At 69.5% G+C, this 10894-nt stretch carries 11 protein-coding genes; 9 read left to right on the top strand and 2 right to left on the bottom strand.

The window, feature by feature from the left end; genetic code table 11:
* Nucleotides 1–17 precede the first annotated feature (17 nt).
* The gene (locus RBT54_RS13335; RefSeq protein ID WP_320367559.1) at nucleotides 18–929 is read right to left on the bottom strand and encodes a MerR family transcriptional regulator; all 912 of its coding nucleotides are present in this window, start codon (nucleotides 927–929) and stop codon (nucleotides 18–20) included.
* Between the two features lie 84 nt (nucleotides 930–1013).
* Complete coding sequence (locus RBT54_RS13340) at nucleotides 1014–2750, bottom strand: Na/Pi symporter (RefSeq protein WP_320367560.1); 1737 nt, start codon at nucleotides 2748–2750, stop codon at nucleotides 1014–1016.
* 171 nt (nucleotides 2751–2921) lie between these two features.
* On the opposite strand from RBT54_RS13340, the gene RBT54_RS13345 reads away from it, so the two are divergent.
* From RBT54_RS13345 to RBT54_RS13385, 9 genes are read left to right on the top strand one after another with little or no spacing between them, the layout of a single operon-like run.
* Complete coding sequence (locus tag RBT54_RS13345; RefSeq protein WP_320367561.1) at nucleotides 2922–3167, top strand: hypothetical protein; 246 nt, start codon at nucleotides 2922–2924, stop codon at nucleotides 3165–3167.
* A complete protein-coding gene (folE2, locus tag RBT54_RS13350; protein ID WP_320367562.1) occupies nucleotides 3164–3970 on the top strand; it encodes a GTP cyclohydrolase FolE2 in 807 nt (268 codons plus the stop codon). The genes RBT54_RS13345 and folE2 overlap by 4 nt, the downstream gene beginning before the upstream one ends.
* A 4-nt stretch (nucleotides 3971–3974) precedes the next feature.
* Complete coding sequence (locus RBT54_RS13355; RefSeq protein ID WP_320367563.1) at nucleotides 3975–5357, top strand: NAD(P)/FAD-dependent oxidoreductase; 1383 nt, start codon at nucleotides 3975–3977, stop codon at nucleotides 5355–5357.
* A gap of 47 nt (nucleotides 5358–5404) precedes the next feature.
* Entirely contained in the window at nucleotides 5405–6208 is an 804-nt protein-coding gene (locus tag RBT54_RS13360) for a DUF1365 domain-containing protein (protein WP_320367592.1), read from the top strand.
* On the top strand, nucleotides 6208–7449 hold the full coding sequence (locus tag RBT54_RS13365; protein WP_320367564.1) for a cyclopropane-fatty-acyl-phospholipid synthase family protein: 1242 nt from the start codon (nucleotides 6208–6210) through the stop codon (nucleotides 7447–7449). Before RBT54_RS13360 ends, RBT54_RS13365 begins: the two co-directional genes overlap by 1 nt.
* Nucleotides 7449–8012: a chalcone isomerase family protein gene (locus tag RBT54_RS13370; RefSeq protein ID WP_320367565.1), complete on the top strand. Its 564-nt coding sequence runs from the start codon at nucleotides 7449–7451 to the stop codon at nucleotides 8010–8012. The genes RBT54_RS13365 and RBT54_RS13370 overlap by 1 nt, the downstream gene beginning before the upstream one ends.
* On the top strand, nucleotides 8009–9406 hold the full coding sequence (locus tag RBT54_RS13375; RefSeq protein WP_320367566.1) for an MFS transporter: 1398 nt from the start codon (nucleotides 8009–8011) through the stop codon (nucleotides 9404–9406). Before RBT54_RS13370 ends, RBT54_RS13375 begins: the two co-directional genes overlap by 4 nt.
* Nucleotides 9403–9936 (top strand): DUF3833 domain-containing protein, encoded by a 534-nt coding sequence (locus tag RBT54_RS13380; protein ID WP_320367567.1) that lies wholly within the window; start codon nucleotides 9403–9405, stop codon nucleotides 9934–9936. Before RBT54_RS13375 ends, RBT54_RS13380 begins: the two co-directional genes overlap by 4 nt.
* The gene (locus RBT54_RS13385; protein ID WP_320367568.1) at nucleotides 9933–10742 is read left to right on the top strand and encodes an SDR family NAD(P)-dependent oxidoreductase; all 810 of its coding nucleotides are present in this window, start codon (nucleotides 9933–9935) and stop codon (nucleotides 10740–10742) included. Before RBT54_RS13380 ends, RBT54_RS13385 begins: the two co-directional genes overlap by 4 nt.
* The last annotated feature ends 152 nt before the right edge of the window (nucleotides 10743–10894 follow it).

The following is a 10894-nucleotide window of genomic DNA, read 5'->3' on the forward strand; positions in this document are numbered from 1 at the left end:
ACCGCCGCGCGCGCCGATCACGCCTTTTCAGTACGCCAGTCGCGCAGGGCGGCCAGGGTGTCGTCGAGACCGCCCACCACGCGGATGCCCGGCAGGCGTTTCTGCTTGTCGCGCACGGCGGCGCCGCCGGCCCAGATCCCGATCCCGTCGGGCAGCATCGCGCGCAATTCCAGCAGGCCGTCGATCGCCTGGCGTGCCGGGTAGGCGATGCTGAACGACAGGCCGACGATGTCGAAGCCGCCGCTCACCGCCGCGCTGCGGATGTCGGCGAGCGGTGTGCGCGTGCCCAGCGACAGGCAGGCGACGCCCTCGGGTACCAGCATCGCCTCGGCCATGAGCAGGCCGAGCACGTGCTCTTCTTCCGGGAAGGTGGTGAGCAGCACGCGCGGCCTCCCGCCCGGCGTGGCGTGGGCGCCGATCGCGCTGCGCAGCACGTTCTGCACCTGCTCGGTAAAGAGGTGTTCTTCCGGCACCTCGACCTCGCCGCGCATCCAGGCCTCGCCTACGGCGGCCGCCAGCGGGGCGACCGTGTCCGCGACGAAGCGCTGCAGTCCCTGCTTCATCAGCGCCTGGCGCAGGGCGGCGTTGAGTTCGACGCTGCGGTGCAGGCGCACCAGTTGCAGCAGGCCGTCCTCGCGCCCGGTGCTGGCGGCCTCGGGGCACAGGCAACTGTCGAGCATGCTGGCGAGTTCTTCGATGCTGGCGCCGACGACGCCTGCCGGACGCCGGCCATGGTCGATCAGACGCCGGATCAGACGCAGTTTCTCGACCTGCTCGGGCGGATACAGGCGTTCGCCGTTGGCGTCCCGGGTCGGGGCGGGAAAACCGTAGCGCCGCTCCCACACCCGCAAGGTGTCCTTGGCGAGGCCCGTGTCGCGTTCGACGGCGGCGATGCTGAAGGCGGCTTCGGGTGGCGTGGGAGCGTTCATCAAGGGGGTCTGGTGAGGTGTGAAGGGACGAAACTCTCAGTCGATCTTAGGCGCAGAAAGTTTCTTTGTCCAGGACAAACAGCATCACCCCGTCCCGTTGTTGTCCGCGTTCTCGTCCGCTGCTGCCGCCTGCTGCGGTGTCAAGTCCCCGTCCAGGACAGCGAGCATGCGCGCAGCCTTGGCCACCTGCTCGATCGCACGCCGCTCCAGACTGGCCAGGCGCAGCCAGTCCTGCATCACGCGGATGTCGATGCGGGCGTGGGCGCCCTCCAGCAGCAGCGCCTCCTTGAAGGCCTGGTAGCGCAGCTCCGTTTCCTCCAGGCGGATCGCCACCGCCGCCGCGGAAAAGTCGTCGCGCGCGGCATCGGCGCTTGCGGCCAGGGCGCCCGTGGCCTGTCGGAAGGCGATTGCAATCGGCTCGATCTCGCTGCCCGGCGGCGAGCCCAGCGTGGTCGCCAGCGCGCACGCCTGACGCACCGCGATGACTGCGCTCTCCTGATATTGCAGCGCGCGCAGGCTGTGCGCCAACCCCTCGACCAGCGTGGGCGGCAGACGCATTGCGCTCAGCTTGCGCACATAGTCCGAAATTGCCGGTGCGAGCGCGTCGAGTGCGCTCGCCTGGCGTTCGATCCAGGGTTCGTCGGGCGGTACCCGGGTGGCCGCGGTGAGCGCCGTCACCGCGAACGACTGCGTGCGCCCCAGCTCGAGGCGCAGCGCGCGCAGGGCCAGGTCGGGCACCGCCAGCGAGGGTGCGTCGAGGTGGCGCGGACGGGCGATCTCTTCCTCGCGGCTGCGGAAGTGGCCGGCCAGGTAACGCAGCAGCGGGCGCGCCAGCGGCATCATCAGCAGCACACCGAGCAGGTTGAAGACGGTGTGGAACATCGCGATCATCACCGCGGGCGTCGCCGGTTGTTCGAACCACCCGCGCAGCAGGCCGAGCAGGCTGACCAGCAGCGGCAACATGGCGATCGCCATCGCCCCGGTGACGAGGTTGAAGATCACGTGGGTCGCCGCGAGCCGGCGCGCGTTCGAGGTGGCGCCGAGCGCCGACAGGAGCGCGGTCGAGGTGGTGCCGATGTTGGTGCCGATCACCATCGCGCACGCCGCCTCGATCGACATCAGCCCGCCCTGTGCGGCGGTGATGATGATCGCGATCACGGCGCCCGAGGCCTGCATCAGCACGGTCAGCAGGGTGCCGATGCCGACCAGGACCAGCCAGCCGGTGAAGCCCGGGGCGATGTGGTCCTGCAGGTTCATCGTCGCGCCGAACCCGGAGAAGGTGCCCTTGAGCACGTCGATGCCGAGGAACAGCACGCCGAAGCCGGCCAGCGCCTGGCCGAGCGCGCGCTGGCGCACCGTGCGTCCGGCCAGCATCAACACCGCGCCAAAGCCGACGAAGGGCAAGGCGAAGGCGTCGATCTTGAAGCTGAAGCCGAGCGCCGCCACCAGCCAGGCGTTGAGCGTGGTGCCGACGTTGGAGCCGAAGATCACCCACATCGCGTTCTGCAACGACAGCAGGCCGGTGTTGACGAAGCCGATGCTGGCCACGGTGACCGCGGTCGAGGACTGCACCAGCGCGGTCATCGTCATGCCGGCGCCCAGACCGCGCAATGGCGTGGCGGTGCCGCGTTCGAGCAGGCCTTCGAGTGCGCGGCCGGCGGCGAGCTTGAGGCCCTCGGTGAGCATGTGCATGCCGAGCAGGAAAAGGCCGATGCCGCCGGCCAGCCCGGCAAAGACGTCGAAGGGGGTGAGTGCGGTCGTGTCCAGGGGAAGGTCCTCGGGCGGAGTGCTCAGGTGCGTGCTCAGGTGCGTGCATCGCAAGCGTAATACCGTATGAGCGGCTTGGGGAGTGGCATCCGTCGCGGACGACGCCAACCGAGGGGTGCTGCCGTGTCTGGACAAAATTTTCAATTTGTCCTGGACAAACGATTGACAGTGCGCAAAGCCTGCCCTATCGTTCAAGCGTCAACCACTCCTGTCCAGGACACAGCCATGAATGCGAAGATGCACACCAAGCGTGCCGGCATGCTGTTCGCCATCGCTGCCGCCGCCGTAATCCCCATGCAGACGGGCGCCGAGTCGCTTGCACTTGCGCCGCAGGCCGCCGTCCTCGTCGCCCAGGACTCGCCGACCGTCGTGGACAAGGAGGCCGTTGCTCCGCTCGACCTGATGCTTTTCGTGCATCGCCCCGACCTGCCGCTGCGCGCCGTCCCCACCAAGTACAAGGACCACTCATGAACGCCCCGGAGAAATTCTTCCTGCCCGACGTCCAGTCCAGCGCCGACCATCGCGCGCTCGTCATCCAGCGCGTCGGTGTTCGCGGCCTGCGCTACCCGATGTCGATGCGCGATGTGGACGGTAGCGTGCAGCACACCGTCGTCACGCTCGAGATGACCGTCGGCCTGCCGGCTGACGTGAAGGGCACGCACATGTCGCGCTTCGTCGAACTGCTCGAGGCAGAACGTGACGCGCTCGACCTCGATGGTCTGCGCGGCCTGTTCGCCGACATGCTGGTGCGTCTGGAGGCCAGCAGCGGCCGCATCGAGGCGCGCTTCCCGTGGTTCATGAAGAAGACGGCGCCGGTGTCGGGCGTCGACAGCCTGCTCGACATCGACGCCTGCGTGATCGTCGAGAAGCTCGAAGGCGGTGACACCCGCAGCACGCTGCAGGCGGTGGTGCCGGTGACCAGCCTGTGCCCGTGCTCGAAGAAGATCTCGGCCTACGGCGCCCACAACCAGCGCTCGCACATCACGCTCAGCGCCACGCTGCGCGGCGACCTCGGCTTGCGCGAGCTGGTGCGCATGGCGGAGGAGGAAGCCTCGTGCGAGGTCTTCGGCCTGCTCAAGCGCCCCGACGAGAAGTGGGTCACCGAGCGCGCCTACGACAACCCCAAGTTCGTCGAGGACCTGGTGCGCGACATCGCGCTGCGCCTGCGCGCGGATGCCCGCATCGCCGCCTGGTCGGTGCAGTCCGAGAACTTCGAGTCCATCCACAACCATTCTGCGTACGCCCTGATCGAGGGCGAGAACGCGGCGGAGTGATGTCATGAAGATGGGCGAGATCGAGCGCCTGCCGGGCTTCGGCGGCGAGGGTGGCCGAAGTGACCAGGGCAGGCGGATTGCCGTGATCGGCGGCGGCATTGCCGGGCTGTCCTCCGCCTGGCTGCTCGCGCCGCAGCACCGGGTGACCTTGTTCGAAGCCGGCAGCTACGTCGGCGGCCACACCAACACCATCGACGTCACGGTGGAGGGGGTCACCCATCCGGTCGACACGGGCTTCCTGGTCTTCAATCGGCGCACCTACCCCAACCTGTGTGCGCTGTTCGCGCTGCTGCAGGTCGATGCGGTCGAGACCGAGATGAGCTTTGGCCTCAGCCTCGCCGAGCCCGACCTGGAGTGGGCGGGATCCGACCTCGGCACCGTGTTCGCGCAGCGTTCGAACCTGGTTCGCCCCGCCTTCCTCGGCATGCTGCGCGATATCCTGCGCTTCAACCGCGAGACCACGCGCATGGCGAGCGAAGGCACCATGCCTGCGCTCGCGCTCGGCGAGTACCTGGCGATCGAAGGCTACTCACGGGCGTTCCGCGACTGGTACCTGCTGCCGATGGCGGCGGCGATCTGGTCGTGCCCGACGCGCGCGATGCTCGCCTACCCGCTCGCCACCTTCGTGCAGTTCTGCCACAACCACGGCCTGCTGCAGATTCTCAACAGGCCCAAATGGATGACGGTGAAGGGCGGCGGGCGCAGCTACGTCAGGAAGATGCTGGCGCGCCTGGACGACGTGCGGGTGAATGCGCCGGTGCGTCGGGTGGTGCGCAACGCCGACGGCGTGTGGGTGCACACGGCATCGGGGCCAGAGCACTTCGACGAGGTCGTGTTCGCCTGCCACAGTGATCAGACCCTCGCCCTCCTCGGCGGTGAAGCGAGCCCCGACGAGCGCCGCATCCTCGGTGCGGTGCGCTACCAGCCCAATCTTGCGTACCTGCACACCGACACCGCGCTGCTGCCGCGCAGGCAGAAGGTGTGGTCGGCGTGGAACTACCTCGCCGGCGAAGGCGCGCCCGACGCACGCCCGGTGTCGGTGAGTTACCTCATCAACCGCCTGCAGCCCTTGCCTTTCGAGACGCCGGTCGTGGTGTCGCTGAACCCCTTCACTGAGCCTGCCGCCGACAAGACGATTCGCCGCATCGAGTATTCGCACCCGGTGTTCGACCACGGCGCCGTCGACGCCCAGGCCGCCCTGCCCGCGCTGCAGGGCCGCAACCGGAGCTGGTTCGCCGGGGCGTGGACCGGCTATGGCTTCCACGAGGACGGCTTGAAGTCGGCGGTCGCCGTGGTCGAGGCGATGGGTGTCGACGTGCCCTGGCGTCGCGGCCACGTGCAGGCGTCGGCCGCGCGCGAGGCGACTGCGCTGGAGGCAGCCGCGTGATCAATGCTGCCCGCCAGGCGGACGCCCCGCTGCACGTCGCGCTCGACATGCGCCAGGAAGCGTCTGCCGACGCCAGCCCGGCCGCGGATGCGCTGCAGCCCGCGGTGTGCTTCGGCGCCGTGATGCACGAGCGCCACGTCCAGGCGCACAACCGCTTCGTCTACCCCACCGCCTTCCTGCGCCTGCCGCTCTCCAGCCTCGACACCCTGCGCGTGCCCTTGCTCGGCATCGAGCGCGCCAATGTGTTCAGCTTTCGCAACCGCGACCACGGTGCGCGCGACGGCTCGCCGCTGCTGCCGTGGATTCAGGCGCTGCTGCGCGGGCAGGGGCTGGCGGAAATCTGTGATGGCGAGATCGTGTTGCAGACCATGCCGCGCATCTTCGGCTTCGTGTTCAATCCGGTCAGCTTCTGGCTCTGCCACGACCGCGAAGGCGTCTTGCGTGTGGTGCTGGCCGAGGTCAGCAACACCTTCGGCGAGCGCCACAACTACCTGGTGCATCACCCCGAGCTGCGCCCGATCGTGTCGGGTGACGAGTTGCGCGCCACCAAGTGCTTCCACGTCTCGCCCTTCTTCCCGGTACGTGGCGAATATCGCTTCCGTTTCGAGCAGCGCGGTGCGGTGCATGCCGTGGCGATCGACCTCCTGGACGGCGGCGAGTTGCAGCTCTCCACTCGCCTGTCCGGTCGCGCCGAAGCGCTCGATGGCCGCGCGATGCGCAAATGGCTGGCGCGCCAGCCTTTCATGACCCTGGGCGTTGTTGCCCGCATCCATTGGCAGGCCCTGCGCCTTGCGCTGCGGCGGGTGAGCTTCTTCCGCAAGCCGCCACCCCCGATCGAGGAGACCACCTGATGAACGCAGTCGACCACGCCCTGCAGCCGATTGCCGGCGTCCGCCTCGCGCGCATGCCGCGCGCCACCCGCCTGTGCCTGGAGATGCTCGACCGCCTCGACGGCGGCGCGCTCGCGGTGGAGTTGCCCGACGGATTGCGCCTGCGCGCCGGTCACGGCCCGCTCGTCGCCCACCTGCGCGTGCGCGACCACGCGGTGTTCGACGAGGTGCTCGCGCGCGGCGACATCGGCTTCGGCGAGGCCTGGATGGACGGCCTGTGGGACACCGAAGACCTCACCGCGCTGCTGCGCCTGCTGTCGACCAACCGCAGCCGGCTGCAGGGGGCGATCTACGGGCGCCTGTTCCGCCTGCTCGGCCACCGCCTGCAGCATCTGCTGCGAGCCAACACGCGCACCGGTTCGCGGCGCAACATCGAGGCCCACTACGACCTCGGCAATGATTTCTATGCGCTGTGGCTCGACCCGACGATGACGTATTCGGCCGCGGTGTTCGCGTCGGCGGACGAGTCGCTGGCCGATGCCCAGTTGCGCAAGTACCGCCGCATCCTCGACGAACTCGGCGCGCAGCCGGGGCAGACCATCCTCGAGGTCGGCTGCGGCTGGGGCGGCTTCGCCGAGGTCGCCGCCACCGAGTTCGGCTGCAAGGTGCTCGGCATCACGCTGTCGCCGTCGCAACTCGAATTCGCCCGCGCGCGTGCCGAGCGCGGTGGCTTTGCCGACCGGGTGGATTTCGAGCTGTGCGACTACCGCGACGTGCGTGGCCAGTACGACCACGTGGTGTCGATCGAGATGATCGAGGCGGTGGGCGAGCGCTTCTGGCCGACCTACTTCGCCCAGCTTTCCGCGTTGCTCAAGCCCGGCGGGCGCTGCGTGGTGCAGGCGATCACGATCGACGACGCGCTGTTCGCGCGCTATCGGCGCGGCACCGACTTCATCCAGCGCCACGTCTTCCCCGGGGGCATGCTGCCCAGCCCGGGCGCGGTGGCGCAGCAGGCCGCGCGTGTCGGCCTCGACGTGGTCGGTGACTTCGCCTTCGGCCGCGATTACGCGCGCACGCTCGCGCACTGGCATCGCCGCTTCGAGGCGCAGTCCGCCGCTGTGCGCGCGCAGGGCTTCCCCGAGCGCTTCCTGCGCATGTGGCGCTTCTACCTGTCGTATTGCGAGGCGGGCTTCGAGACCGGGGACATCGACGTGCATCACTACGTCTTTGCCCACGCCGGCGCTGCGATCCGGGGAAGCTGATGGCCTCGCCGCGCTGGTCCGGAGGCGTTTGCCGCGCGGGCATCCTCGCCCTCTGCCTTGCGGTCGGCTTCCCGGCGTTCGCCGTCGTGCTGCCACCTTCCGTTGCGGCGCAGCATCCAGAGTTCGACCGCGTCGGCGGCGGGGAGATGCGCTGGCTTGGCTTCAAGCTCTACGACGCCGCGCTGTGGGCGAGTGCGCGTGGCGAGGCGGCGATGGGCGACGCGCATGTGCTGTCGATTCGCTACGCGCGTGCGATCAGCAGCGAGCGCCTGGTCTCTGTCAGCCTCGACGAGATTCGCCGCCTCGGCGTCTCCGATGAGGCCCGGCTCGCGCGCTGGGGCGAGGCACTCGCCGCCGCTCTGCCCTCGGTGGAGGCGGGTGACACACTCGCTGCGCTGCACCGACCGGGCGAGGGCGCGCGGTTCTGGCACCAGGGCGAGCCGAGCGGCGAGATCCTCGACCCCGAGCTGGCGCGCGCCTTCTTCGCCATCTGGCTTGACCCGCGCACGCGCGAACCGGAATTGCGCGCGCAGTTGCTCGGGCTGGCGGACGGCGGGCGATGAAACCCGGCGCGCCAGACCCGGCCGATGCGGGCTCGGCGCCGACTACTGCGCTCGCAGCCTACGGCGCGCTCGGTCTTCCGCTGGCGTTTGCCGCGCTGCCGATCTACGTCCATGTGCCACGGCTCTACGCCGAAGGGCTGGGTCTGTCGCTGGCGCTGGTCGGTGCGGTGCTGCTGGCCGCCCGTATCGTCGATGCGGTCACCGACCCGCTGATCGGCTGGGCCAACGACCGCCTGCCGCGGCGCCGGCTGTGGATCGCGCTCGCGCTGCCGGTGCTGGGCGCGGGCATGGTCGGCCTGCTTGCGCCGCCGGCCGGGGCGGGCGCGCTGTGGCTGTTTGCGCTGCTGGTGCTGGTGTCGCTGGCGTATTCGGTGGCGACCATCGCCTACAACGCGTGGGGGGCCGAAGTGGGCACCACGTCCGCGGCGCGTACGCGCTTCGTCGCCAGCCGCGAGGCGTTCGCGCTGGTGGGCGTGGTGCTGGCGGCGGCGCTTCCGGGATTACTGGGCGCAGGCGAGCTTGCCGGTCTGGCGCGCCTGGCCTGGGTCTTCCTGCCGCTGCTGGCCGGATTCGGGCTGTGGACGCTGTGGCGCGCGCCCGCGCCTCCCGCGGTACGCGCGGGAACGGCGCCGGTGTGGGCGGGCTTGCGCGCCGCGCTCGGCGAGCCGGCCTTCGCGCGCCTGCTCGCGGTGTTCGCAGCCAACGGCATCGCCGCCGCGATCCCCTCGGCCACCGTGCTGTTCTTCGTCGCCGACGTACTGCAGGCGGCCGAGCTCGGCGGCCTCTTCCTGGTGCTGTATTTCGTCGCCGCCGCAGCCAGCTTGCCGCTGTGGCTGAGGGTGTCGCAGCGCATCGGCAAGTTGCGCGCCTGGCTGGCCAGCATGGTGCTGGCGGTGGCGGTGTTCGCGTGGGCAGGTCTGCTCGGCAATGGCGACCTGGTCGCCTACGGCTTGATCTGCGTGCTCTCGGGGCTGGCGCTCGGCGCCGACCTCAGCCTGCCGCCCTCGCTGCTCGCCGACCTGCTCGCGCGCAGCCGCGCGGAGCGGCATGCAGATGAGCGAGCGGAAGACGGGGGGCGAGCGCAGGGTCGGGTGAAAGCCCAGCCTGCGTCACTCGAGGCCGGCGCCTGCTTCGGCTGGTGGAACTTCGTCACCAAGGCCAACCTGGCGCTCGCCGCCGGGCTGGCGCTGCCGCTGCTTGCGCTGCTCGGTTATGCACCCGGTGCACGCGACGCAGCGGCGACCGCCGCGCTTGCCGGTGTGTATGGCTTCGTGCCGGTGGTGCTCAAGCTCGGCGCGATCGCGCTGTTGTGGCGCTGGCGTGGCTTGATCGAGCCCGCGCTGCCCGTCGCCCCGCCGTTGGCGGCGGCTGTTTGCAGAGGAGGTGAGGCGTGAAACGTTTCTGGTTGCTATTTGTGGCCCTTTTCGGGCTGTGGGGGTGCAGTACCGTGGACATCGAGGACTACCGCGCGGAAAAGCCCGTGCTCGAACTTCGCGACTACTTCAACGGCACGCTCGACGCCTGGGGCATTTTCCAGGACCGCTCGGGCAAGGTGGTCAAGCGCTTTCATGTGCTGATCGAGGCGAGCTGGCAGGGCGAGGTCGGCACGCTCGACGAGCGCTTCACCTATTCCGACGGCAGCACCCAGCGCCGGGTGTGGACCATCACCCGCCTCGGCGCAGGGCGCTACACCGGCCGTGCCGACGACGTGGTCGGCGAGGCGAACGGCGAAGCGGCGGGCAACGCGCTGCGCTGGCGCTACGTGCTCGCGCTGCCGGTGGATGGCAAGGTGTACAACGTCGATTTCGACGACTGGATGTTCCTGATGGACGACAAGGTCATGCTCAACCGGTCGCTGATGAGCAAGTGGGGCTTTCGCCTCGGCGAAGTTACGCTGAGCTTCGTCAAGCGGGAGGCGGGGTGAGCAGCGAATCGGGCAGGCTGCGGCGTCTGTTTGCTCCGCTCAACACGCCGATTTGCGACTGGGCGGGCAGGCGGGTGTGGATCGTCGGCGCCTCGTCGGGCATCGGCGAGGCGCTCGCGCTCGAGCTCTCCCGCCGTGGCGCCCGCCTGGCGCTGTCGGCGCGCAGCGCGGAACGTCTGGAGGCCGCATGCACGGCGTGCGGGGGCGCACTCGCGCTGCCAATGGATCTGTCCCGCGACGGAGAAATCGAGCAGGCACGCGACCAACTGCTCGCCGCCTGGGGCGGTATCGACCTCGTCGTGTTCAATGCCGGCACCTATCGCCCGCTGCGCGCCTGGGAGCTAACGGCAGAAGCTGTGCGCGAAACGCTCGCCACCAACCTCATCGGCACCATGAGCGGCACCGCCGCCGTGCTGCAGACGCTGCTCGAACAGGGCCATGGCGCGATCGCGCTGGTCGGCAGCGTTGCCGGTTACGGCGGGCTGCCGAAGGCGACGGTGTATGGCCCGTCCAAGGCCGCGCTGATCAACTTCGCCGAGGTCCTTCACCTCGACCTCGCCCCGCGCGGCATCGACGTATTCCTGATCAACCCCGGCTTCGTCGCCACGCCGCTGACCGCGCAGAACGACTTCACCATGCCCGCGCTGCTCACACCGGCGCAGGCTGCCGATGCGATCGTTGACGGCTTCGCCAGCGGAGCTTTCGAGATCCACTTCCCGAAGCGCTTCACCCGCGTGTTGAAGCTGCTGCAATGGCTGCCGCGGCGCGTCTATTTCGCGCTGATCCGCCGCGCCACCGGCTTGTGAACTTGCCCGCCATGACCAAGCTCTACCCTCCGCACCACACGCCCCCGGGCACCTCGACCCCGGGCGCATCCAGCGTGGGAGCGGGCTTGCCCGCGAACGCAGCCTCGCCGGCAGAACCTTCGCGGGCAAGCCCGCTCCCACGGCAAACGCCC

The sequence above is a fragment of the Thauera sp. genome (genome assembly GCF_034003485.1).
Lineage (GTDB): Bacteria > Pseudomonadota > Gammaproteobacteria > Burkholderiales > Rhodocyclaceae > Thauera.

Excerpts from the sequence above, each read along its gene's own strand:
- RBT54_RS13335 (WP_320367559.1), bottom strand. The coding sequence starts at position 929 with ATGAACGCTCCCACGCCACCCGAAGCCGCCTTCAGCATCGCCGCCGTC.
- RBT54_RS13345 (WP_320367561.1), top strand. The coding sequence starts at position 2,922 with ATGAATGCGAAGATGCACACCAAGCGTGCCGGCATGCTGTTCGCCATC.
- folE2 (WP_320367562.1), top strand. The coding sequence starts at position 3,164 with ATGAACGCCCCGGAGAAATTCTTCCTGCCCGACGTCCAGTCCAGCGCC.
- RBT54_RS13355 (WP_320367563.1), top strand. The coding sequence starts at position 3,975 with ATGAAGATGGGCGAGATCGAGCGCCTGCCGGGCTTCGGCGGCGAGGGT.
- RBT54_RS13360 (WP_320367592.1), top strand. The coding sequence starts at position 5,405 with ATGCGCCAGGAAGCGTCTGCCGACGCCAGCCCGGCCGCGGATGCGCTG.
- RBT54_RS13365 (WP_320367564.1), top strand. The coding sequence starts at position 6,208 with ATGAACGCAGTCGACCACGCCCTGCAGCCGATTGCCGGCGTCCGCCTC.
- RBT54_RS13370 (WP_320367565.1), top strand. The coding sequence starts at position 7,449 with ATGGCCTCGCCGCGCTGGTCCGGAGGCGTTTGCCGCGCGGGCATCCTC.
- RBT54_RS13375 (WP_320367566.1), top strand. The coding sequence starts at position 8,009 with ATGAAACCCGGCGCGCCAGACCCGGCCGATGCGGGCTCGGCGCCGACT.